The organism is Planktothricoides raciborskii GIHE-MW2 (genome assembly GCF_040564635.1).
Taxonomy (GTDB): domain Bacteria; phylum Cyanobacteriota; class Cyanobacteriia; order Cyanobacteriales; family Laspinemataceae; genus Planktothricoides; species Planktothricoides raciborskii.
This window is the reverse complement of record NZ_CP159837.1, coordinates 6,416,413-6,440,195: the sequence shown is the minus strand read 5'-3', so window position 1 is coordinate 6,440,195 and position 23,783 is coordinate 6,416,413. Positions and strand designations below refer to the sequence as shown.

The window sequence follows — 23,783 nt, the reverse complement described above, 5'->3', positions numbered from 1 at the left end:
CTAGCCATTTTAAATGTCCCGATCGAACTTAGCCAACCCAAGCTGAGGACTGCGGTAGACAAAGGGCAAGCAAAAAATCACCAAGGACTGCCGATCATGGTAAATCCAGACCAATAATAAGGATGGTTTAAGTTTCGATTCCCTAGTTCTTTAAGTGCTGGTGGCAGTTCTATTTGTCCGAAGGTGCCAACCAAAAAACCATCAGTTAAAGATAGCTCACCCTGAAGCATAGCAATTTGCGCTTGTCGGAGCCCTTCGGCTTTGATCGGAGTCGATCGCAAATGGGCGTAAAATTCGCTCATTAGCCCCAAAGTCGCGGCATCATTCGCATACCAGAGACTGGCCAAAGCTGATTTTACACCAGCTTGCACTGCTAACCCAGCAAAACCATACTCGGTTTCTTGGTCGCCGATCGCCGTGCGGCAGGCACTCAAGACCAATAATTCTACCGGGGGATTATTCCAGTTTAACTCTGGCATTTGATCCAAGTGTAGCGGCTGATCCGATAGTTGGATGTATGAGTTGTGCAGTTGACCGGATTTAAATTGGGCATGAGTGGCAATGTGAATGATGCTCGGGTTGGCTTTGGAACGCAATCGGCGTAAATTTGCCAAAGTGGCCGATTGACCGAAAATGGTTTCCACTGACCACTTTTTGGCGATCGCTTGCAGTTCTACGGGCACCGCAGGTAAAGGATTTTTGTCAGGAAATTCTGAGATGCCCATTGCTAAGACGCGAGAATTCTGAATATCGTGGTAACGAGCATCCAATAAGTGTAAACTAGGGGTCAGACTGAGACTATATTTTTCGATGAGAAACTTTTCCCCATCATTTAATGCGGCCAAAGGTAAGGTTCGCAAACCCGCATCGACACTAAAAATGAGGGTATCAGTGTTTAATTTTTTTAAGTCCTCTTCTAGGGGAGAAATAATTAGTTGATAGAGTTGCTTTGCTAATGGTAAATAGGTCGTTGTTTGCCGGAAAATCGGATCGGTAATTTGGTTTTGAAATTCCTCGACTTGCTCCAAGAGAGATTCTTTGGAATTGATCGCCACATTCTTATAAATGGGCTTGCCAAGCGGGGGAACGACAATTAAATCTAACTGCTTTTCCCTGGTAAAAACATAGATAATCGCTGTTTGATTCCCCGTAGTTTTGGCAATCTGTTGTAGCTGAAGTTGCATTGAGGCAAACGACAGATGCGAGCGGTTCATATCTGGGCGTAAGTAATCCCAAAATTCTTCAGTAAATAGGCGATCGCCCATTTGGACTGCTCGTTCTAGTTGGCCACTGTTGATCAGTTGTTCCAGTTCTTGCCGGTTGCTCAAGTCCAGTCTCGGTGCTTGAAGACTGAGGCTGAGTGAATTATCGATAGAGATTTGAGGTTCACGAGATTGAGTAAACGGATAAATCGGATCAATTTGTGACGGAGTATTAAAGCTAAAATCCGCCGCATTTGTTGGTTCTGGAATATTGACTTCGTTGAGTAGGTTAGATCCTGGATTATTCGGATCTACAACTGGGGCGGTTTCTGATGGGATTTGCGCGATCGCTTCGGTTGCTGGTTGCGCGATCGCTTCGGTGATTGGTGGGGCGATCGCTTCGGTGGTTGGTGGGGCGATCGCTTCGGTGATTGGTGGGGCGATCGCTTCGGTGATTGGTGGGGCGATCGCTTCGGTGATTGGTGGGGCGATCGCTTCGGTGATTGGTGGGGCGATCGCTTCGGTGATTGGTGGGGCGATCGCTTCGGTGATTGGTGGGGCGATCGCTTCGGTGATTGGTGGGGCGATCGCTTCGGTGATTGGTGGGGCGATCGCTTCGGTGATTGGTGGGGCGATCGCTTCGGTGATTGGTGGGGCGATCGCTTCGGTGGTTGGTTGCGCGATCGCTTCGGTGGTTGGTGGGGCGATCGCTTCGGTGATTGGTGGGGCGATCGCTTCGACTGGTGCTGGGATTTCTGGGGTCGTATTCACAGGGGTGGGTTCAGAAACCACAATGGATTCTGTTGCCGGTTGCGGGAGTGGTGGATTTGTAGCGGTTTCCAGTGTGGGGGCTGAAACCGGGGTAGCTGCCGAAGCATCAGTGGATTGTGAAGTGTTGGTTGTTTCTGGTTTTGCCTGAGAAACCTGGGTGGGTGAGGCAGAACCAGTGGTGTCTGAGGAGTCGTTGGCATCTTGATCCAAGACAAATTGCAGATCCAATGGCGGGCTTTCCTGGACTGGCGCCGCAGCAGGAACAGGATTTTTCTTGCCACCTTCGACCGTCTCAATCTTGAAAAAATCCACGTCGGGATTAGTCACGGTGCCATTATTCTCTGCGTCCTGATCCCAGGTGCTTTCTGGGTTTTGCAGGACTAGAGTTGATCCACCTTGAATCTGAACGGGAGATCGAAAAGTTGCTTCCAGTCCTAGGGTGATGGTGCCTGTGAGATCAACTTCAGGGTCACCAATAATAATCTTATTAAAACCACTGGCTATAGCTTTTAAATCTTCTTGGGATATATCCAATGCTGGTGTGTTCGCTGTGTTATCAGGGGATAATCCGATCTCAATATTTGGATTATCCGGCCATGGTGTTAACGTTAAAATTCTTTCTCCTTTGTTTTCTCCTTTGTCTACAAAGTTTGGACCTCCAGTAAAATCAATTTCTGCACCTCTTATTGTTAGATTATTGCTCGACACATCGTCGTTTATATTCACTAATCCACTGGCCGCATCAATATTAATATCCCCGGCGGTGCCACTCGCTGCCCCAGCATTCAAAGCACCTGTAGTAATATCTCCGCCCTGGGTAATTAGATCAATTGTTCCCGCTGTGCCCTTGTTGGTAGAAGAGTTTAAAGTCGCATTGGTGATGTCAATATTTCCCGTCTCATTCACTGTGAGGATAATATTGCCGCTAGTACCCTGATCTGTGTTAGATGAATTCACGGCAGCTTCGTTAGCCTTAACATCAGCGTTAACGGTAATATCGCCATTTGTGCTGGTCAGGCTAATAGTTCCGGCGATCGCATTACCTGTAGCACTAGAATTCAGTTGACCCGTAGTAATATTTCCGCTATTAGCATTCAGGATGCCATTAGCAGTCAGGGTAATATCTCCCCCGGGAGAGTTCGTTCCTTTGCCTGATGTATCAATAGTTCCTACAGTAATCTGGGCTCCCGAAATTTCCACATCGGCTCCAGAAGCAGTGATGGATTGCGTCGGATCCATTGAAAAAGCACCGCCACTTTTGTTATCTGAATCGGCAGTAAATGTCACCGAACTAGCGGAGTTAAAGGTTAAAGAAACTCCAGGGGCTATGGTGATATTATCTGTAGCTTCCAGGACAATATCCCCTGATTGTTTTTCCAGGGTGGCAACACTAATTGTAATATCTTCACTCCCAGGAGTGTTCTTTAAAGTATTCACGAAATCACTCGCCAACTCTGGGTCACTATCTGCCGCATTGGAAATCGTAATATTTTTTGGATCAAGTAGCAAAGTGCCCCAAATACCATTGGGGGCAGTTAAATCAACCAAGCCATTAAAAATCAGGTTTTCTTTGCCGGAAACTTCCGCAAAGCCACCATTGCCGAAATTCTCCCCGCCCCGGGCAGAAATTTGGCCATAAAATCCCGTTAATTCATCAGCCCAAACAATTACCCGACCGCCATTGCCCGAACTCGCATCCGCCCGAATCATCGCATCATTACTCACAAAAGTTCTGGCAGCCGTGGGTAAAAGCCCATTACCCTGATAATCTCCGCCAATTCTGACATCACCGCCCCCCAGACTACCCGATGCATCAATTTGGGCGCCGATCGCCCCTACTTTGTCCCCGATCGCCGTCACACTGCCCCCAGCACCCTGCTCCGTAGATACGGATACCTGACCTGAGACAATGGTTGTGCCGGTTTCCGTAGGAATACGGACTGTGGAACCCGTCAGAGAAACGGTGCCATCAGGGTTTATGGTGACATTAGTGGCATCACTGACATTACCGCCGGTCAGTAATTCCGGTAATGTCAGGGGATTAATCAGATTTAAAGATGAATTTAAGAATGGATTCTGGTTCGCTTCAGTCCATTCCGACGGTAAGATATCCAAACTCAGCAGCATCCCGGATTGATTGATGCGGACTAAGACTAAATTTTCTGTTTCTCCGGGAACTGCGGCAATGGTAATTTGTCCCCCTGGGGCAGAAAGTGACCCCGTATTGACGGTCATCCCACCAATTAAATTCAGAGATTGGCGATCGCCCACCGCCAGATTTCCGGCATTAAACACAACCCCAGGCTGTGATGTAGCAGATGTAGCAAAAATAAAGCTGTTGGGACTGCCTACTAGGGCTTGATAATCATTAGTGGTGCCACCAAACCAGCCCCCATTAAAACCCACCCCGTTGGCGGTGGTAGCGGTAAAAGCCCCTGGGACATTGAGTGTAGCGTTCGGGCCAAAGACAATTCCCGCTGGGTTGAGTAAAAATAAATTGGCATTGCTGCCTGTCACCTGGAGAATGCCGTTAATGATCGAGGCATTGCCCCCGACCACTTGACCTAAGATATTTTGAATTTGGGGGGCAGAGAGAAAGTTAGCGGTTTCTCCTGTGGGGACATTAAATTGCTCAAAGGTATGAAATAAGTTGCTGCCATCCCCTGAGAGGGCGCCGCCCTGGATGTCGAGGCGATCGCCGTTACGGATAACCTGAGTGCCGGTATCTCCACCGGGAACAATGGTTTGAGCCACCACTGGCTGCCAAATCATCCCCGGAAGCAAGCCCATAGCGGCAACGAGAAGACCGTGATTTCTGACTACCCGTAACGACATATATGGTTTATCCTCGAAATCTATTCAATATATATATATTAAACTCATCGGTTTAACTCACTTGATTAACTCATCTCCGTGGCAGGCTGTGGCTTAACAATCACTTCAGGCCAGATCAGGGGTTCTTGAGTGAATTCGCCCAAGTTCACTGAGCGTAAAAATTCATTCCACCGTGAGAGAATCACCGGATCATCAGGATGCTGGTAAAGCAGGTAAGCCAGACTGGTTAAAGCTTCATGCCAAATGCCGGCGCGGGCATAAATCGAGGGGCGATCGCTCTCCGTTGCCCGATCTAACTCGGCTTGCAGTTCCTTACTCAAGGGAATCCGTTCCACCCACCCATCAACTAAGGGATTTGCACTCGGATCCTCGCTATCGCAAACCATCGACACCAACCAACGATACTGTTTATTTTCGGCCAAAGCTGGCGCATCGTCAGGGGACAATTTATGACTCATAATCCCTGATGAAGGAGCCGATAATTTTTTTTGATACACAATATTTTGGTTATCATCAATCAGCACAAATCTAACCGAGGCGGCTTTTTGCGCCGAACCCTGATCTAATGCGCTGGGTGTGGGTACATACCAAAAGAAACTGGGATACTCAGACACCGTGAAAGCCATAGAATCACCGGGAATCATCGGCGTCAGTAACTTTTGCCCAGGTTCCCAACCACAGCCCCGGGAACCGCCATCAGCCGCTCTTGCGGGGGCGCCTCGACTCGGCGGACTAAAGCTTTCACTCACCAGCCAGGATCCATCAGGATCTTGATAGCTAGAAGCGGATTGGGCCAAAACTGGCGTGGGGGAGAAGAAGCGCGGACTCATTAAAACACCCAGCAAGACACCGGCAGAAATATTGGCAACTTTTTGCAGTGATTTTTTGTGTAACATCGTGGGATCACTCCTTGATTCTATTAATCCATCTCAACTTGAAAATACGTCCTCAAGCACCCTTGTCAAATAAGTTCAAACATATAAACAGAAAGATAAACAGAGATATAAAGGCTAGAAATCAACAAAAGTGAGTACTTCTCCCTGTGAATCTGATATTCACCCTGACTTGAGAGGCATTAAATTTCAATCGCTTCAAAAATTGCTTTTTCGGCAATCTTGTTAACTGGCAACATAAACACTGAGTTAAGATTTAACTGATTTGAAGCCGTTTAGCAGCGATCGAGGTCAAAAAAATTATAAACTCCGTATTAATACGGAATGTTTTTTACTTTAATCTTCAGGATTTCTGAGAATTCACTGAGATTAACTAGCCCCAATCATGTTTGATTTCTAAATATTTATTATATCACTTTTTTAAATAGCCTGCAATAACTCCAAGTTTAAAGACCACCGGAACCGAAAAAAATTTTTTTAAAGAAAGATACTAAAAGAATTGAGGAATTTATAATTAAGGCATTTTCAATGGTGAGGCGGGGAGGAATCCCCAACGGCATCTCCCACCAGAAGCCCTCCCGTCTAGCTTCCCCGGTTAAAACCATAAAAAGATAAGCAATCTACCGCCGCCCCAAAAATCAGCAAAAAATCAGCAAAAATCAGCAAAAATCAGCAAAAATCAGCAAAAATCAGCATTTAGTTAAGGAAAAGTTTTTTTCTTGGCTAATCCGCTAATTAAGCTCAAAATCAAGGCTCAATTATGGGTGAGTCATATCTACTGGAGGATAGGCGGATAAATCAGCCAATCCACTGAATGCTAACAACGCTTGCCATGTTTGATTAATTTTCTCATTTTCCAGATTTTGACGGCGCATTTGATCTAAAGTGGCTAAGGCATCATACCAAATGACTTCTTTGGTATAAAAGTTCCACAGGGCTTGCGGATTATTCGCCGCGTTGCTCAACTCTTCTTGCTGACGACTATTCAGAGGCAGGCGGCCAATATAAGCATTAGCATAACAGGCTGAATTGAAGATTGCTTCGGAATTCTCAGAACTAGAAACGGATAAAAACCACTCGTACCAGTGGCCTACTTTTAAAGGCGGTTCACTGCTGGGTAATTTGAAGCGCATAATCCCGGATTCTGGAGGAACGGGTACGGTTGTTTGGTAGATGATCTCTTCTGTTTGTTCTTCGATTAAAGTTAATCCAACGTATTTTAGCCCTGGAACTTGAGGAACGTACCATAATAAAGTCGGATAGTCAGAAACCGTCGATGCGGCGATCGTTACAGTCGGATCGTTGCTCTGATAATTGGGAATTAAAAGCGTGACGGGTTGTGCTTGACCATAAACCAGGCAAGGCCCACGGGCGCCCGCATCCGCCGTTCTTTTGGGGGCACCTTTGTTCGGGGGATTAAAGAATGTATCGTTACTTGGATTAGGACTCTCAGGAACACTCGGCGGTGAATTTAATCGATTTGACCGTGATTTATCCGATCCATGATTTGCTGATGAATTATTTTCAGACTCTACAGCTATCTCTGGGCTTGACTGGGCTGACGAGCCAGGTAGATTAAACAATGGCTGCAACAACAGAGGCAGAGAGATTATCATTGAAAGGGTGAGACATTTTTTTTTGCCAAAATTTAAGGTTAGCATAGATTTAATTTACTCATTTCTAAGAAATACTTCATGGCTGAATCGAGCATTATTGGGTCGAGCATTATTAAAGATTAGACATCTGGAAAAAATGGCGATCGCCTTAGCACTTCCTTGAACCGGCTTGAATCGGCTTGAATCCCCTTGAATAGGCTTGAATCTCCTTGAATCGGCTTGAACAGGCGATCGCCTACACCCTGAAAGCATCTGTGGATTTATGCTATGTATTTTCTCTCGATAAAACATTATGGCAAGCTGAATCTCAAGCTAAATCTCAAGCTAAATCTAAATATGTAGCTTTTTCTGTATCCGGTATGACTAATTTATAGTTTATGACTGATTATCACACTAATTATAGCATATTTATCCATCTTCTCTATATATATATTCATCTTGGAGTATCGGCAAAATTTTACTCGGATTGAAAACAATTTATCAACCTAATATTAACCTAGAAGAACGTTCAATAGACTAAAGCAATGAAAAACTCTAGAACAATTTTTCTAATTTATATCGGCGGGTATGCCGATAGCTTCCCCAGTCCAATTAAGCCTAAGAAGGATTGCCATCTTCGCTCAACCCTTTCATCCTCTGGATGTTGCCGACGCATTTGGTCTAAAGTCGCTAAAGCATCATACCAAATAATTTCTTTGGTATAAAAATTCCACAGTTATTCAAGATTTGTGGCAGCAGATAGTTCTTCTTGCTCCTGGGGACTTAGAAGCCGACGACCAATATAAACCTCTACAAAATCACAATTTTTATTATTCCTCTTAATATCGTTTTCATCCTGAAAACTATCAGCCCTAAACATAAATAAGTCAATTTGTACCATTCACCAGGTTTTAATTCCTTGAATTGGCTTTCTGATAATTGAAATATCCCGATAGTTGACTAGAACCAGAATCTAGTATTGTTGTAAAAATTTCTTTACTTTATGGATTTTCCAAGCGTAATACTAATCCCTTAAATTGGGCCGACTTTGTTGGCAATGAATATTCAGGTAAATACCATAATAAAGTCGGGTATTCATTAATTTTTTATGCCGAAATGCTGACCATTTTAGTATTAGTAATTAACAGGGTTAAACGCTCTGTTCTTAGGTATCGGACATTCACCTCTAGGGCATGCATCAGCGGTTCTGCGAAGATCGCCGAGAGTTGGAGGATTAAAAGATAAAGATTTGTTTAGATCAACTTTTCTCTGGTTTGTGCCACTATTTTTTGTATCATTTTGATACCAATTAAATGATTAGGTCAGGAAATTTTCTGAGGTTTCCTGGGGGGTATTAGGCGTTACCTGTCCTAGGGTTAAGGAGATATTGAACAGGGGTTTAAGCAGTAATATAATTAAACATATACGGATATAAAATCTCCATTTTATTGGAACTTTGAGAATTATTTTTAACATAAATTAGCGATGAGCGATCGGGTATTCTTTCTTTCGTAATCAGTGATGTCACATAGAGAAAACCGCCCCAATTGCATTCCCAATTACATTTAGTTTAGAATGCACCCTGATTGGAACGGTAGATATCTAAGTTTTAAGATAAAAGTTAAATCAAGGATTAGAAGTTTGATCTATATTACTAACGATTTGGGTTGGTTTCAGCAAGGGCTGATTCGCTAATCCACCCAATTCTATAGATTCTAACATTTGGATCCATTGATTATTTCGCGTGGAATTATGAGGATTTTGACCAATGAGTTCTGCCAATGTTGCCAAGGCATCATACCAAATTTCATGTTGGATATAAAACTGCAACCGCTCCTCATCGCTGCTGACAATATTCAGTTGTTGTTGTTGTTCATTTGTCAAAACTTGGCGTTTTATCCAAGCGGATAAACTGCTGCAAGGTTCATAAATGTTAGGATTTTCTTGGTTGTAAGCACCGATGAAAATATTGTACCATTTGCCAGCTTCCAGCACGGGTGATTGACTTTTTGGTAATTGGAAGCTGATAATACTGGCTTGACTTGGCGCATCGATCATTTCTGTATAAACTTCTTCCTCTTGATCGTTAATCAAAACTACCGCTAATTTATTGATTGGTCGGTATTTTGTGGGAGCGTCTGGGGTGGGGTTGAGATACCAAAATAAGGTGGGATTTTCAGAAATTGTGGTTGCCCCCTGATCCGCCGGAATTAGTAAGGTCATTTGCCCACAGCCACGAGAACCACCATCAGCAGTTCTGCTGGGTGCTCCTCGTTCGGGGGGTTCAAAATTATTGACGGATTCAATGGACTGATAGCTTGCTTCTTCGGCGATCGCATTCGGTTGATTTTCTGATTGAGCTTTTCCTGCTAAGAATAGGCTGTCAGCAATGATGATTCCCCAGGTAATCAGTCCTAATAGGGTGACAATTTTGTGAGCGATTGTTTTGTGAGCGACTTTCTGTTTTAACATGAATGGTTCAGCACCTCCAAAATGAGTAAACTAGAGTTTAGTGGTTACTGACGTAGATCAGTTGTTTGATCTGTTTTTTTGAGTTGGGAGTGGTTGAGCTTAATAGTCGGTAATAGTCGGTAATAGTCGGTAATTCTCGGCCAAACTCTCAACCCTTACGCCAGATTAAGAGGTGGAAATTACCAGGATTTGTCTACGATTTTGCGCTCGCTCTGGCTGAGAATAAACTTTGTTAGAATAAACGTTGCTAGAATAAACGTTGCTTTTGGTGGGTGATTCACCTGAAACTACCCATTTACATTCTTGAGGTTTTAACTTTAATTTTGAACTTTAATGTTGAGAGTAGCTTAATTAGGCGCAACCCAGCATATTTGAGGCCAGCACTTTCAACCGCTTTACTGACTCCGATGAAGTACAACCTGAGTGGTTTCTAGAGAGTAGAAATCTGGGTCAATTGTCTAAATTGTCAATTGCCTAGATTATTTACTCTCATGGTGATTAAACGGGATGATTCATCAGCATGGGTGCCAGCCCTTGAACAACAGCTACGATTCGGTTTTATCTTAATAATTCCTTGACTGATTCACTGATAAAAGATTTGACAAGGTTCAACCAAATTTAGATGAAAAATCTATGTCAAACATCAGCGAGCCACTGCGGTTCCCCTCGCGGGGACAGGCTTGGGGTCTCCGCAAGTAGAGCAAGTGGCGGCAGAATGCTGAGAATCCTTGGCATTAGGTTACATTCAGTAACATTGGCGGAGCGTTAAGCATCAACAGCGCGATCGCCGATCTTGATTTAATCTTAACAAGCCCCGAAAACTTGTCTCAGTTTTTTTAGCTTTTTTTAATTTTTTCTTAAAAAGATTTATTGGCAAGGTGAATGGCTGAATCGCCAAGGTAGGGACTTTTTACGAAGATGGCCGTTTAAAGGCTGAATCAGTAATGAGTGTTGAATTGATCCTGGTTATTTCCATCAACACTTATGGGCATCAGTTGGATTGCGTAAACACTTTTACCCCATAAAGATTTGGCTGTTAGCGAATATACTTAAGTATCCCAAGGGTTTTATCCGAGTTTTATCCATATTTTTACCTGACGAGAGTAAAAGACAAGGGTAAAAAAATTTCCCAATGCGATTGGGGGACAAATTTCCGCCAAGTTCCGCCTGAGAGTCCCTCGATGCAAAAATGAAAGTATTTTCAGTAAGATGGGGATGACTTAAACCGCGATCGGATCATAAGGTAAAAATAGGTAAAAATGTCTTATTATTATCAGCACGCCAGTGTCTTTGCTTCCCGCACAGTGGAAGAGTTTGATTCGGAACAGGGAATCACCACCGCCCTGGGGACAGCGATCGCCCTCCGGTATCAGTATGATGACAGCCATGATATCCCTGAATCTTTGGCTTTGCTGGTCAAAGACACCCTGGCGGTTAAATTAGAAGCTTTGGTGATCGGTGTTTGGAAAGATTTAATCGAAGGAGGGGATAATTCATCCGAAGTGGTGAATGCTTTGGTAGCTGTGGCGGATCGACTGCCGAATTTAAAAGCCATATTTTTAGGGGATATATTGTCAGAGGAATATGAAATTTCTTGGATTGTACAAAGTGATATTAGTCCAGTTTTATCCGCATATCCTAATTTAGAATGGTTGCAAGTTCGCGGCGGTAGCGGGTTAGAATTTAGCCCGGTTCAGCATGATAATTTAAAATACCTGATTATTGAAACGGGGGGGCTAAGTCGAGAGGCGATCGGGCAAATTTGTCAACTCCAGTTACCCAGTTTAGAGCATTTAGAACTATGGTTGGGTAGTGACTACTATGGTGGCGATTCTACCGTTGAGGACTTGCAGCCAATCCTCGAAGGCAACTTATATCCTAAGTTAAAATATTTAGGCTTAAGAAATGCCCAATATACCGATGAAATTGCCGAAGCTGTGGTGCGATTCCGCAAAGCGGATCGCTTTAGCGAATCGCGCATCATTCATCAACTGAAAACCCTAGACTTATCGATGGGAACTTTAGGGGCAAAAGGTGCCGAGTTTCTTTGTAGTTCTCCATCGATAAAAAACCTCGATACTTTGAATGTTTCAGAAAATTATCTTAATGATGAGGATATCGCCAAGTTAGCCAGCCTCAAAATTAATCTAATTGCGGACAACCAAAAAGATATAGAAGAATATGATGAGAATGAACGTTATTGTTCCGTTTCTGAGTAACTCGATCTGATTATATTTTATTTGTTGATTGGTTTCTTGGTTTATTGATTTGATTTATTTGTAGGGGCAAAGCATTCCGGCAGCTATTTATCGCAGTAAAACATAAACCTTTTACCGGAATGCTTCGCCCTTATTTGGTTTATTGGTTTATTGGTTTTTTGGTTGGTTTGTTTGTTCGTTTGTAGGTTTGTAGGGGCGAAGAATTCCGGCAGTTATTTCTCGCGGTCAAACAAAAATATTGTACCGGAATGCTTCGCACTTATGTTATGTTATTTTATTTTTTATGGCCAAATCCTTCCGGCAGCTATTTATCGCAGTAAAACATAAACCTTTTACCGGAATGCTTTGCCCTTATTTTGTTATCTTGTTTTTTCTGGCAAAATGCTTCCGGCAGATATCTCTCGCAGTCAAACATAAATTTTTTACCGGAATGCTTCGCCCTTATTTTGTTAACTTATTTATCTCATGCCATTGAAATTTTTAAAATTTATCATAATTGGCAATCCTGAAAATCGACGAATTGGGCTTTTTCAAGAAGCCTTAAATTACTGGGGTTTGCCTTCAGCAAAAGTGCTGGATTACTTAGACTTAATTTATGGTCGAGAAAGTCTTGCAGATATAATAGACTCCCAGACTATAATCCGCATTGAATCACCAGAAAGAAACTTTCTAGTAGAAAAAGCTATTATCGCAGCCGGGGCTAATATTGAACCGGCAGGAACCCATCAGCAAATTACTGCCGCTGATGCCTTAGCTTTAGAATTTGATAAGGGTCGGATTTATTATCCGAGACAATGGTATTTAGGCTGGTGTAATTTATTGCAGCAATGGGCAAATGTTATTTTAAATCAGGATAGTCCTAATCAAGGTTTACCGGGCAATAATCTGGGTTATTTTATCAACCATCCAACGGATATTATCCAGATGTTTGATAAGCGAATTTGTCACCAGCGGTTTACAGATTACTCTTTTAATCAGCTAGAGATTGTCAATAATAATGTAATTTACTCTAATTCTTTGGCAGGATTATTAGCAAAGCGATCGCGTGAGCAAATCCCCCAAACTAACCATACTATCCCTCGGTCTATTATTCCTTTACCTCGGTGTTTAGCGGGGATTATTAGTTATGAACATTTACGAGAACAAATGCAACAGCAAAATTTGTCTCGTGTGTTTGTAAAATTAGCTCATGGATCCGGTGCTTCGGGGGTGGTTGCTTATCGGGTTAGCCCCAAAGGTGAGTCAGCAATTACTACGGTAGAACGAGTCCGCCACCAGGGTGAAACTATTCTCTATAATTCTCGGAAAATTAGCACTTATTTTCAGCGAGAAAAGATTGCGGATATTATTAATATTCTCTGTAAAGAAGGAGTACAAGTAGAGGAATGGCTGCCGAAAGCTAAACTGCAACATCGTCCATTTGATTTGCGAGTTGTGGTAATTTCAGGAGAAGCCCAGCATTTAGTAGTTCGGTTAGGCAAAAGCCCGATGACAAATTTACATTTAAAAAGCGATCGCGGCAATAGTGAGGAATTTTTGCAGCGAGTTGGGGTGGAAAACTGGCAAGCAATGCGGCAAACTTGTGAAACCGCTGCCCGGTTATTTCCCAATAGTTTATATTGTGGGATTGATTTACTGGTTTATCCTGATTTTCGCCGTCATGCTATTTTAGAAATTAACGCTTTTGGGGATTTATTACCAGGGATTACTTGGAATAATCTCGATACTTATACCAGTGAAGTCAAAGCAATTTTAAGGTTAACCGCTGATGCATGATATGAATTATAATATGAATTATAATATGAATCAAATTGTGGGCAGCCACGATATTTTATTGATGACCTTAGATACTCTGCGGTATGATGTGGCGCAAGATTTATTTCTCCAGGGAAAAACGCCAAATTTAGCCCAAGTTTTACCCAAAACTGGATGGGAATGTCGCCACTCTCCGGGAAATTTTACTTATGCAGCCCATCACGCATTTTTTGCGGGTTTTTTGCCCACCCCAATTACTCCAGGAATTCATCCTCGGTTGTTTGCGGTGGAGTTTGCCGGAAGTAACAGCATCACCGAGAAAACTTGTGTTTTAGACCGGGCAGATATTGTTACAGGTTTGGCCGCAAAAGGATATCATACAGTTTGTATTGGAGGGGTGGTATTTTTTAATAAATTGACGCCGTTGAGTCAAGTTTTACCGAGTTTTTTTACGGAAAGTTACTGGAGTCCAGAGTTAGGGGTTACTGACCGAAATTCTACGGCTAATCAAGTTAATTTGGTGGCAGAATTGGTGGGGAAAATGCCCCCGGAACAGCGGCTATTTTTATTTATCAATATTTCGGCATTGCATCAACCAAATTATTTTTATTTGTCCGGGGCGTTCGCGAAGCGGCGCGGATGCGCTATCGCTGATAGTCTGGCTTCTCATGGGGCTGCTTTAGAATATGTGGATAGTCAGCTAGGCAAATTATGGCACATAATACGCGATCGCGCCCCCACTTTCTGTATTATTTGCTCCGATCATGGCACCGCTTATGGAGAAAATGGTTATATCGGTCATCGTCTCAGTCACCCAGTGGTTTGGACGGTTCCTTATGCTGAATTTATCTTATAGCAATCTTCTATGGGCTGAACCGCTTTTCTTGGGTGAGGGCAAAGCATTTCGGTATATATTTTATGGCTGTTAAATCTGAAAACCCTGTAAAGTCAGGGCGAAGCATTTCGGTATATATGTTATTGCTGTTAAAGCAGAAATTTCTTACCGAAATGCTTTGCCCCTACATTTAATCGGAAAAACGCTGTAAAGTAAAGAAACTGCACAAATCTACGGAGAAATTATCTTGGGTGTAGAACTTCGCAGTTATGTCTATTTAGATAACCTGCAACCTCAACACGCGGCTTATATTGGTACGGTGTCCCTGGGCTTTTTGCCCTTGCCAGGGGATACATCCTTGTGGATTGAAATTTCCCCAGGAATTGAAATTAATCGGATTACTGATGTTGCTTTGAAAGCGGCTAGAGTCCGTCCGGCAGTCCAATTTGTCGAACGACTTTATGGACTGCTAGAAATTCATTCCAGTTCTCAAGGGGAAACCCGCATTGCCGGTCAAGCAATTTTAGAAGCCCTCGGAGTTCAAGAAAGCGATCGCCTCAAACCGCGCATCATTTCTAGTCAAATTATCCGCAATATCGACCCTCATCAAGCCCAACTAATCAACCGCAACCGACGGGGACAGCTAATTTTAGGCGGTCAAACCCTCTATGTCTTAGAAGTGGAACCCGCTGCTTATGCGGCATTGGCAGCCAACCAAGCAGAAAAATCGGCGCTGATTAATATCCTCCAAGTGCAAGCGGTGGGCAGCTTTGGTCGTCTTTACCTCGGTGGGGAAGAACAAGATATTATGGCTGGTTCTCAGGCAGCTTTAGCGGCGATCGAAAATGTTAGAGGTCGCGAATTTGGCAGTCAAGGGCGAAAAGAATAATATTGTTGTTTGTTGGTTGTTGTTTGTTGGTTGTTGATTGTTGTTTGTTGATTGTTGTTTGTTGATTGTTGATTGTTGTTTGTTGTTTTTTCATCAACCACCAACCACCAACGAAAGAATCCCTACCCACCAACGAACAACGAACAACGAACAACGAACAACCACCAACAAACAACCACCAACAAACAACCATCAACCACCAACCACCAACCATTAACAAATTATATGAATAAAACAGAAAAAAAACGCCCAAAATTGGCGCAATTATTGGCCGATTCCCCTTATCAAGCTTATGTTTATTCTTATCCCCATAAAACATCCTATCGTCCGATCGCGCCTCCCGTTCCCTTAGAGGAAGTTTGGGCAACCGAAGATAAGCAGTCTCTCTTTTTATATATTCATATTCCCTTTTGTGAAATGCGCTGCGGTTTCTGTAATTTATTTACCACCGTGAAAAATAATCAAACACTATTTGAGGAATATGTCCAAACAGTGCAACGACAAGCGATTCAGGTTAAAAAAGCCTTGGGAGAGGCAACTTTTGCCCGATTTGCGTTAGGGGGTGGCACACCAACTCAGTTGCCTTTGCCCCAAATTGAGGCGATTTTAAATATTGCGGAAAAGACTATGGGGGCGCGGTTATTAGATATTCCCATTTCCGTAGAAGTTTCCCCGGAAACAGTCGATCGCGATAACTTAAAATTGTTGCGTGATCGCGGCATTACCCGGTTAAGTATTGGCATCCAAAGTTTTATTGATGCGGAAGTTTTAGCCGTTCAACGGCGTCAAGACGTGACCCAGGTTAAAGCGGCATTAAACTTAATGGCTGAGGCAAATTTTCCCACGATTAATATTGATTTAATGTATGGTCTACCGGGGCAAACCGTGGCTAATTGGCTGCGATCGCTGCAAGAAGCCTTACAGTTTCAGCCCCAAGAAATTTATCTCTATCCTTTATATGTGCGTCCCCTGACTGGACTGGGCAAAACTCCACAAGAATGGGACGATATTCGCTTAAATTGCTATCGAGAAGCGCGATCGCTTTTACTTTCCCAAGGTTATACCCAAGTTTCCCTAAGAATGTTTGCCAAAGCATCTTTAACTGCCAGCGATACCCCAGTTTACTGCTGCCAAAACGATGGCATGATTGGACTCGGTTGTGGGGCTAGGTCTTATACAGATACTTATCATTATTCTGGGGAATATGCCGTCAGTAACTTAGAAGTAAATCATATTTTAAATAAGTTTATTCAAACTTCAGACACAGCTTTTAATTATATCCACTATGGCTTTAAATTGGATCAGGAAGAACGTCGCCGTCGTCATGTTTTATTATCCTTACTTTCCCAAGAAGGAATCGACTTAAATCACTATCATCATCGTTTTAATACGGATATTTTTGCGGAATTGCCAGAACTGACCGAATTATTAACCCTGAATCTGGCAATTCTGGAAAATCAGCGGTTTTGCTTAACGGAACAGGGAATTGAGCGATCGGATACCATTGGTTATTGGTTATTTTCCGATCGCGTGCGTCACCTAATGCAAGAATATGAGTTAAAATAAAATTGTTTAATCCGATAAAATATCAAATTTTTCCTATGAATCAATGGTCGCCAGAAATATTTAAAAAAGCCTGGAACTTTGCCACGATAGCCCATCATGGCCAAACCTATGGCGGGTCTGAAGCGGGGATAAAAATTGACTACATTAACCATATTGGTAGTGTGGTTATGGAAGTGATTTGGGGGTTGGATGCGTCCCCAGATTATGATGCAGATTTAGCGGTACAATGTGCCCTTCTCCATGATATTATTGAAGATACCAAATATCAGTATGAGGATGTGCAAAAAGAGTTTGGAACGGCGATCGCTGATGGGGTAATGGCCTTAACCAAAAATAAAGATTTACCCACAAAAGAAGCTCAAATAAAAGATAGCTTATCTAGAATTAAGCAACAGCCGAAAGAAATTTGGATGGTAAAACTAGCCGATCGCATTACTAACCTGTATCATCCTCCTTACTATTGGTCAAATGAGAAAAAAATCGCCTATAAACAGGAAGCCATATTAATTTATCAAGAGTTAAAAGCAGGCAGTGATAAATTAGCCCAAAGACTTTGGCAAAAAATCACCGAATACGATCGCTTTATTGGCATTGGTAGTTGACCTTTGACGATGAAACCCTGACAGGAAAGAGGGAACCGGGACTGGGGGTTATACCTACATCTGGCTGGGTTTCGGGTCTAGGGTCTAGAAACCTCAGATAAAACATATTACATATAAACAACAAACAATAAAAAAGCCAAAAGTAATGATAGTCGGAAGAAAAAAAGTAAATAAGTTTCTTGGCGATCGCTTTTTGCAGCCATAGCGATCTATACTTAAAATCATCAAATCAGACAATCAACGATTAAAGTAAATATTTTAGTCAAATTTACTTAGACGTTTGAAACTTAATAGATATTTGTACTTATTTCGCTGAATTGACTCAAATAAAAATCTGTATAAATGCTCAAATAGGTAAAAAAATATTCACATAAATTTACAAAAAACCGTGAAAATAAAGAGAAAAAATCAAAAATTATATGGTATAATGCGAACACACTGTTTGATAGATTGATATTAGACTAAGATAAGTCCAAATTTTTCCTTTTCGGTAAAAGTAATTAAGTAATAAGACTTATCAGAGTTTTTTTCACTCTGGGTTGTCATCAATCTCTGATATTGCAGAGGAATCGTCACCCACTATCAGCAAACCAGCAAAATTGTTGGATTTGCGCTCTTTTCATCAGAGATGCGTGAATATGTCACCGATCTAGCATCTCAAACCTCTACCCAATTCTCAATTTTTTAGGGAAATGTGGCAAGTTTGAGAAAAATTGTGTAACAAATTGTCACCTAAAGGCGAATATCGCTTAATTTTGATTAAACAGTCATTTTGACTCCCAGTTATTTATCCCAAGGAGCTTTGCCACTATGTCTAATGACAATGTAAATGTAAATGTCAAACCCCAAACCCGTAATCACAAAGGATTTTTTATTCACCAAGCGGCCTATAAACTAATGGGAATTGACAAGTCTGGTTGGGCTTTAATTTGCGTCGATGATGCAGTTTGCCATTATGTAGATCCTGACGACCTGCAACGACATCAAAAAACTGCTGAGTCGTAAACAAGAAACAATGTAGCGAAAGTTAATCATTGCTTCTGAAGATTAAAAATTGGGAGGCTGTCCTGGTTTCAGGTGCAGCCATATCCTTTTTTCAGATCCTCATTAATCGCGATCGCGTCGCCGATTAACGAGAACTTAAAATTTCCTCAAGGGCTGATTTTAAACCGGGATATTGGTATTCAAAGCCCGAAGCCAAAGTGCGTTGAGGTAAAACCTTTTGACCTTCTAAAACCACTTTAGCCCCATCCCCTAAAAGCAGTTGTAAAGCGAAGTCGGGAACTGGCAACCAAGAAGGACGATGCATGACTTGACCCAACCCTTGACAAAGTTCATTCATCCGCACGGGATTGGGTGCGGTGCCATTGTAAACTCCTGCTAAATCAGACCGTTGCAGACTAGCCATAATTAAGCTGACTAAATCATCTCGATGAATCCAAGAAAACCACTGGCGACCACTGCCAATCGGCCCGCCAGCAAATAACTGAAAAGGGGTGAGCATTTTCGCCAGGGCTCCCCCCATCCCTAAGACAATTCCGGTGCGAATAATTACCAGTCGAGTACCCGTTTCTTTCACTTTTTGCGCTTCATTTTCCCAGTCTTGACAAACTTGAGCGAGAAAATCATTGCCCGGATTACTGGTTTCATCAAAGGTGGCGGTTTCGCTGGTGCCGTAGTACCCGATCGCCGATGCATTCACCAAAACTTTGGGCTGAGGACTCGCTTTGGCGATCGCCTCGACAATTTTTTGCGTCCCCAATTTACGACTATTTAAAATTTCTTGCTTCCGTTGCGCGGTCCAGCGTTCTTCGGCAATAGCTGCCCCGGCTAAATTCACCACCGCATCACAACCAGCGATCGCCCCTTGCCACTCTCCAGACTGTTGCGGTGTATAGGTGACAAATTCGACATTGGGAAAATTTTTCGAGGGAAATACCCGCAAAGCGCGATCGCGGTTCCGGGTCAACACCACAAGGCGATCGCCCTGACCATGTAACTTTTCAACTAAACGAGTTCCCACAAAACCTGTGGCACCAGTGATGGCTACTTTCATGTGATTTCTTCTCAAACATCATTTCACCCTAACTATCCTAAAACCTTTCTGAGATTCCTAAAATAACCAACAACGAATAACCAACAACTAATAACAAATAACCAACAACAAATAAAAAATTTGGTTAATTTCAGTTAAGATAAAATCTTGTAAAATCTGACGCCAAGTGAGAATTTATACTCAGTTTATCCCGATCCACTCTCGCAGTGGAACCTAGTGGATCTGAAAAAACCTTGGAGATATCTTGAGCTTGAATCTATGGTGAAAACTTATGCCCTAGTCCACGAATGGTTAACCCCGGAAGCCACTGGGGGCAGTGAACTTGTTGTTAAAGAAATTCTCCAAAATATTGATGCAGATATCTATGCGTTGATTGATTTTGAGTCCACTAATCCCCAAAGTTATTTATATCAGCGACAAATTGGCACGACTTTTTTACAAAAATTCCCGTTGGCGCGGTCTGGGGTGCAAAAATATCTGCCCTTGTTACCCCTGGCGATCGAACAAATAGATTTACGGAAATATGATGTGATCCTTTCATCATCCCATGCGGTAGCGAAAGGGGTACTCACCACCCCCAATCAGTTGCATATCTGCTACTGTCATACCCCCATGCGCTATGCCTGGGATTTAACTTTTGATTATTTGGAAGGCAGTCGGGCAGGGCAAGGTTTACCGGGATACCTGACTCGGTATTTGTTGCACCGTCTGCGCCAGTGGGATACGATTTCCGCCAATCGGGTTGATTATTTTATTGCCAACTCGCAACACACTGCCCGTCGGATCTGGCGATGTTACCGTCGGCAGGCTGAGGTGATTTATCCCCCGGTGAATATTGAGCGATTTGGGTTGCGGGAGCAAAAAGAAGATTTTTATCTGACGGTTTCCCGGTTGGTAAGCTACAAAAAAGTATCTTTAATTGTCAATGCTTTTAACCTGATGGGCAAACCACTGATGGTAATTGGTACTGGACCAGAGTTAGAACAACTCCGTGCGATCGCTCAACCGAATGTGCAAATCCTCGGATCTCAGCCCAACTCTGTGGTTGAGGAACTTATGGCAGCGGCAAAAGCTTTTGTCTATAGCGCTTGTGAGGATTTTGGCATTGCCCTGGTGGAGGCACAAGCTTGCGGGACTCCGGTAATTGCTTATGGGGCAGGAGGGGCTTTAGAAACCGTGCAAGATATTCGGCAGCATCCCCAGACGGGAACGGGTTTGCTGTTTTCATCCCAGACGGAAGCGGCTTTAATTGAGGCAGTCCAGACTTTTGAAACCTATCAGAGTCAGTTTGACGCCGCGACGGTGCGATCGCACGCCTTAAAATTTGCCCCGAACATCTTTCAAGAACGCTATCAAAGCTTTGTCCAGCAATGTCTTGAGCAATTTAACCTCCGTGGCTACCATCAGATCGACAGGGACTCCTTTTGCTAGTGGGCAAATTTTGCCCACCCTACTAGCTCCCTTTGCTAGAGGAGGGTCAAGAAGAGCAAGAAATTTTCAATTCAACCTCAGTAATTGAAAATAATCAATATACAATTAAGCAATTTTCATAGTTTCTTAATTCCTCAAGCTTCGGTCTTGTCAGAATTCCTTTAGAATTGCTGCGTCTTCCGTTATCTTGGGACTTTGGAACCCTATTTTCTCAGGGAAGCGTCTGAAGGCTTTATGATCGGGACTATATGTGTGTGGTGTGAAGTGAGTGAAGGAGTACAATGACTGCTAATAGCCAGCTAATTTCCGGCAAAGTTCTGCGTGCCGTTGCCCAGCGCAGCATCAGGGCTTTCCCTCTCCCCAAAGTTAACCGAGTTTTCTTGAAACGACTGTTTGATGTCGTTTTCTCTTTGTCCGTCTTGATTTTGTTTTCACCCGTTTACCTGATTTTGGTTCTGCTGATTCTCTTCAGTTCTCCTGGATCGGTGTTTTACGTTCAGGAACGAGTCGGCATCAACTATAAAAAATTTCGCTGTTTTAAATTTAGAACGATGGTGGAAAATGCCGATGAAATCCTGGATGAATTAATGGAAAATCCAGAAATCCGTTCTGAGTTTGAGGATAATTTCAAATTAAAACAAGACCCCAGAATTACCAAGATTGGTCATTTTTTACGGATTACTAGCTTGGATGAGTTTCCTCAATTTTGGAATGTGTTAAAAGGAGACATGAGCGTGGTTGGGCCTCGGCCTCTGGTGGTGGAAGAATTGCCCAGATATGGCCATTCCATCGACAAAGTGTTAACGATAAAACCAGGAATTACTGGGTTATGGCAAGTTTCGGGCCGGAATGATATCCCGTATCCAAAACGAGTTCAGATGGATGTTTATTATGTAAATTTCCATAACTTTTGGATGGATTTGTGGATTGTGTTCAAAACAATTAAAGTCGTTCTGTTTCCTAAGAACAACGGTGCTTATTAGAATGCCAGTCGCGATCGCCTTTTAGGATGACTAGAGGGCGATCGCTTTTTAGTAGCTTTCTGAACTTTTGTTGCCGGGGGTTTCTGGCGCAAGAGTGCAGGAGTAGGGAGAATGTAGGGGCGAAGCATTTGCGCCCTGATTTAAGAGTTAAAATATCTGCGCGGTAAGCTTTCCCCATGCCCTTGGTGATATGCTTCGCCCTTGCAACGGTCAAAAGTCAGCCCCCGGTTTCTCAGGGGTCAACGGTTAACCTTTTACAAATAGCAAATCAACAATCAACAACCTACAACCTACAATCAACAACCTACAATCAACAAAAAATAACAAATAAATTTAAACATTGACCGAATTATTTTAGGTTAAGCTGAAAAAATTAATCGGTGAATTTTCTAAGTTACTAGAGGAAATTCTCTGAAAAAAAATTAGTTTTCGCAGTTTTCGAGCGCTTAAAACCCACTAACTGCGATCGCTTTAGCTAAATTAAAAGAAACGATTAAGGAACGACTTTGCATGACTGAAAATAAACGCGCACTGATCACCGGCATTACCGGACAAGATGGTTCATACTTAAGTGAGTTGCTGTTAGAGCAAGGGTATGAAGTCCACGGCATCATCCGCCGGACATCCACCTTTAACACCGATCGCATTGACCATATCTACGAAGACCCCCACAACGAAAGAGCCAAATTATTTCTACACTACGGCGATTTAACCGATGGTGTCACCCTGCGGCGAATCTTAGAAGAAATCAAACCCGTAGAAATTTACAACCTCGGCGCTCAATCCCACGTCCGAGTCAGCTTTGACACCCCGGAATACACCGTTGATGCCGTAGGGATGGGCACCTTGCGGCTATTAGAAGCCATCCGGGACTATCAACAACGCACCGGCATTCAAGTGCGCTTCTATCAAGCGGGTTCCTCGGAAATGTTTGGCAAAGTCCAAGAAATTCCTCAGAAAGAAACCACCCCCTTTTACCCCCGCAGTCCCTACGCTTGCGCCAAGGTTTATGCTCACTGGCAAACCGTTAACTATCGCGAGTCCTATGGCTTATTTGCTTGCAATGGGATCCTGTTCAACCACGAATCCCCACGTCGTGGAGAGACTTTTGTTACTCGTAAAATTACTCGCGCCCTTGCCCGAATTTTAGCAGGAAAACAGAAAAAACTCTACTTGGGCAACCTGGATTCTAAGCGGGACTGGGGCTATGCTAAAGATTATGTCCGGGGAATGTGGTTGATGTTGCAGCAAGATGAACCGGATGATTATGTGCTTTCCACGAATGAAACTCACTCGATTCGCGAGTTTCTGGATATTGCGTTTAATTATGTCAATTTAGATTGGCATGATTATGTGGAATTTGATCCGCGCTATCTCCGACCGGCAGAGGTGGATATTTTAATTGGGGATTCTACGAAAGCACGGCAAAAGTTAGGCTGGCAACCTTCGGTTACTTTTGAAGAATTGGTGATTCTGATGGTGGAAGCTGATTTAGAGGCGATCGGATTATCTTCTCCCAAAGGTCAGTCCATTGATGACCATGCCTTTATTCGTCAAGATAGTGGCAACACCGTAGACTAATGATTAATTTCGGAAGGGGCAGAGGTCTGGTGGGGCAGAGAAAAGATACTCTTTCCTCTTTCCTCTCTCCTCTTTCCTCTCTCCTCTCTCCTTCCGAG

Annotated in this window: 18 protein-coding genes; 11 read left to right on the top strand and 7 right to left on the bottom strand. The window is 43.0% G+C overall.

Features of this window, described 5'->3' with window-relative positions:
* Positions 1–77: 77 nt before the first annotated feature.
* From ABWT76_RS27475 to ABWT76_RS27465, 3 genes are all read right to left on the bottom strand, one after another.
* Entirely contained in the window at positions 78–4,808 is a 4,731-nt protein-coding gene (locus tag ABWT76_RS27475) for a CHAT domain-containing protein (RefSeq protein WP_354635260.1), read from the bottom strand.
* Positions 4,809–4,873: 65 nt separating this feature from the next.
* On the bottom strand, positions 4,874–5,704 hold the full coding sequence (locus tag ABWT76_RS27470) for a DUF928 domain-containing protein (RefSeq protein WP_054466701.1): 831 nt from the start codon (positions 5,702–5,704) through the stop codon (positions 4,874–4,876).
* A 755-nt stretch (positions 5,705–6,459) separates the two neighbouring features.
* Positions 6,460–7,317: a DUF928 domain-containing protein gene (locus tag ABWT76_RS27465; RefSeq protein WP_354635259.1), complete on the bottom strand. Its 858-nt coding sequence runs from the start codon at positions 7,315–7,317 to the stop codon at positions 6,460–6,462.
* A 209-nt stretch (positions 7,318–7,526) separates the two neighbouring features.
* Between ABWT76_RS27465 and ABWT76_RS27460 the strand changes: the two genes are divergently transcribed.
* Complete coding sequence (locus tag ABWT76_RS27460) at positions 7,527–7,691, top strand: hypothetical protein (protein WP_156331772.1); 165 nt, start codon at positions 7,527–7,529, stop codon at positions 7,689–7,691.
* A 179-nt stretch (positions 7,692–7,870) separates the two neighbouring features.
* Here the strand turns inward: ABWT76_RS27460 and ABWT76_RS27455 are convergent, their stop codons facing one another.
* Together ABWT76_RS27455 and ABWT76_RS27450 are read right to left on the bottom strand one after the other, a co-directional pair.
* A complete protein-coding gene (locus ABWT76_RS27455; RefSeq protein ID WP_082348879.1) occupies positions 7,871–8,032 on the bottom strand; it encodes a DUF928 domain-containing protein in 162 nt (53 codons plus the stop codon).
* Between the two features lie 890 nt (positions 8,033–8,922).
* On the bottom strand, positions 8,923–9,768 hold the full coding sequence (locus tag ABWT76_RS27450; protein ID WP_190879460.1) for a DUF928 domain-containing protein: 846 nt from the start codon (positions 9,766–9,768) through the stop codon (positions 8,923–8,925).
* A 1,259-nt stretch (positions 9,769–11,027) separates the two neighbouring features.
* On the opposite strand from ABWT76_RS27450, the gene ABWT76_RS27445 reads away from it, so the two are divergent.
* From ABWT76_RS27445 to ABWT76_RS27415, 7 genes are all read left to right on the top strand, one after another.
* Positions 11,028–11,987: an STM4015 family protein gene (locus ABWT76_RS27445; protein ID WP_354635258.1), complete on the top strand. Its 960-nt coding sequence runs from the start codon at positions 11,028–11,030 to the stop codon at positions 11,985–11,987.
* A gap of 465 nt (positions 11,988–12,452) precedes the next feature.
* Entirely contained in the window at positions 12,453–13,763 is a 1,311-nt protein-coding gene (locus ABWT76_RS27440) for an STM4014 family protein (RefSeq protein ID WP_354635257.1), read from the top strand.
* Between the two features lie 13 nt (positions 13,764–13,776).
* The gene (locus ABWT76_RS27435) at positions 13,777–14,598 is read left to right on the top strand and encodes an STM4013/SEN3800 family hydrolase (RefSeq protein WP_354635256.1); all 822 of its coding nucleotides are present in this window, start codon (positions 13,777–13,779) and stop codon (positions 14,596–14,598) included.
* 226 nt (positions 14,599–14,824) lie between these two features.
* Complete coding sequence (locus tag ABWT76_RS27430; RefSeq protein WP_156331771.1) at positions 14,825–15,466, top strand: hypothetical protein; 642 nt, start codon at positions 14,825–14,827, stop codon at positions 15,464–15,466.
* 225 nt (positions 15,467–15,691) lie between these two features.
* Positions 15,692–17,032, top strand: a complete 1,341-nt coding sequence (locus ABWT76_RS27425; protein ID WP_354635255.1) for an STM4012 family radical SAM protein — start codon at positions 15,692–15,694, stop codon at positions 17,030–17,032.
* 35 nt (positions 17,033–17,067) lie between these two features.
* Complete coding sequence (locus ABWT76_RS27420; RefSeq protein WP_054466693.1) at positions 17,068–17,634, top strand: HD domain-containing protein; 567 nt, start codon at positions 17,068–17,070, stop codon at positions 17,632–17,634.
* Between the two features lie 810 nt (positions 17,635–18,444).
* On the top strand, positions 18,445–18,639 hold the full coding sequence (locus ABWT76_RS27415; RefSeq protein WP_054466692.1) for a hypothetical protein: 195 nt from the start codon (positions 18,445–18,447) through the stop codon (positions 18,637–18,639).
* Between the two features lie 124 nt (positions 18,640–18,763).
* On the opposite strand, the gene ABWT76_RS27410 is transcribed toward ABWT76_RS27415, so the two are convergent.
* A complete protein-coding gene (locus ABWT76_RS27410; RefSeq protein ID WP_054466691.1) occupies positions 18,764–19,690 on the bottom strand; it encodes a TIGR01777 family oxidoreductase in 927 nt (308 codons plus the stop codon).
* A 258-nt stretch (positions 19,691–19,948) separates the two neighbouring features.
* Here ABWT76_RS27410 and ABWT76_RS27405 point away from each other — a divergent pair, with 258 nt between their 5' ends.
* On the top strand, positions 19,949–21,121 hold the full coding sequence (locus tag ABWT76_RS27405; protein WP_354635254.1) for a glycosyltransferase: 1,173 nt from the start codon (positions 19,949–19,951) through the stop codon (positions 21,119–21,121).
* 281 nt (positions 21,122–21,402) lie between these two features.
* Entirely contained in the window at positions 21,403–22,104 is a 702-nt protein-coding gene (locus tag ABWT76_RS27400) for a sugar transferase (RefSeq protein ID WP_054466689.1), read from the top strand.
* Here ABWT76_RS27400 and ABWT76_RS27395 read toward each other — a convergent pair.
* On the bottom strand, positions 22,101–22,232 hold the full coding sequence (locus tag ABWT76_RS27395) for a hypothetical protein (protein ID WP_255353198.1): 132 nt from the start codon (positions 22,230–22,232) through the stop codon (positions 22,101–22,103). The two genes, ABWT76_RS27400 and ABWT76_RS27395, sit on opposite strands and share 4 nt — an antisense overlap.
* Positions 22,233–22,614: 382 nt before the next feature.
* Here ABWT76_RS27395 and gmd point away from each other — a divergent pair, with 382 nt between their 5' ends.
* Positions 22,615–23,685, top strand: a complete 1,071-nt coding sequence (gene gmd, locus ABWT76_RS27390) for a GDP-mannose 4,6-dehydratase (protein ID WP_054466688.1) — start codon at positions 22,615–22,617, stop codon at positions 23,683–23,685.
* Positions 23,686–23,783: the final 98 nt, after the last annotated feature.

What these genes read in the sequence shown, in the direction of transcription:
- ABWT76_RS27475 (WP_354635260.1), bottom strand. Translation starts at nt 4,808, where the DNA reads ATGTCGTTACGGGTAGTCAGAAATCACGGTCTTCTCGTTGCCGCTATG.
- ABWT76_RS27470 (WP_054466701.1), bottom strand. Translation starts at nt 5,704, where the DNA reads ATGTTACACAAAAAATCACTGCAAAAAGTTGCCAATATTTCTGCCGGT.
- ABWT76_RS27465 (WP_354635259.1), bottom strand. Translation starts at nt 7,317, where the DNA reads ATGATAATCTCTCTGCCTCTGTTGTTGCAGCCATTGTTTAATCTACCT.
- ABWT76_RS27450 (WP_190879460.1), bottom strand. Translation starts at nt 9,768, where the DNA reads ATGTTAAAACAGAAAGTCGCTCACAAAACAATCGCTCACAAAATTGTC.
- ABWT76_RS27445 (WP_354635258.1), top strand. Translation starts at nt 11,028, where the DNA reads ATGTCTTATTATTATCAGCACGCCAGTGTCTTTGCTTCCCGCACAGTG.
- ABWT76_RS27440 (WP_354635257.1), top strand. Translation starts at nt 12,453, where the DNA reads ATGCCATTGAAATTTTTAAAATTTATCATAATTGGCAATCCTGAAAAT.
- ABWT76_RS27435 (WP_354635256.1), top strand. Translation starts at nt 13,777, where the DNA reads ATGAATTATAATATGAATCAAATTGTGGGCAGCCACGATATTTTATTG.
- ABWT76_RS27425 (WP_354635255.1), top strand. Translation starts at nt 15,692, where the DNA reads ATGAATAAAACAGAAAAAAAACGCCCAAAATTGGCGCAATTATTGGCC.
- ABWT76_RS27420 (WP_054466693.1), top strand. Translation starts at nt 17,068, where the DNA reads ATGAATCAATGGTCGCCAGAAATATTTAAAAAAGCCTGGAACTTTGCC.
- ABWT76_RS27415 (WP_054466692.1), top strand. Translation starts at nt 18,445, where the DNA reads ATGTCTAATGACAATGTAAATGTAAATGTCAAACCCCAAACCCGTAAT.
- ABWT76_RS27410 (WP_054466691.1), bottom strand. Translation starts at nt 19,690, where the DNA reads ATGAAAGTAGCCATCACTGGTGCCACAGGTTTTGTGGGAACTCGTTTA.
- ABWT76_RS27405 (WP_354635254.1), top strand. Translation starts at nt 19,949, where the DNA reads ATGGTGAAAACTTATGCCCTAGTCCACGAATGGTTAACCCCGGAAGCC.
- ABWT76_RS27400 (WP_054466689.1), top strand. Translation starts at nt 21,403, where the DNA reads ATGACTGCTAATAGCCAGCTAATTTCCGGCAAAGTTCTGCGTGCCGTT.
- ABWT76_RS27395 (WP_255353198.1), bottom strand. Translation starts at nt 22,232, where the DNA reads ATGCTTCGCCCCTACATTCTCCCTACTCCTGCACTCTTGCGCCAGAAA.
- gmd (WP_054466688.1), top strand. Translation starts at nt 22,615, where the DNA reads ATGACTGAAAATAAACGCGCACTGATCACCGGCATTACCGGACAAGAT.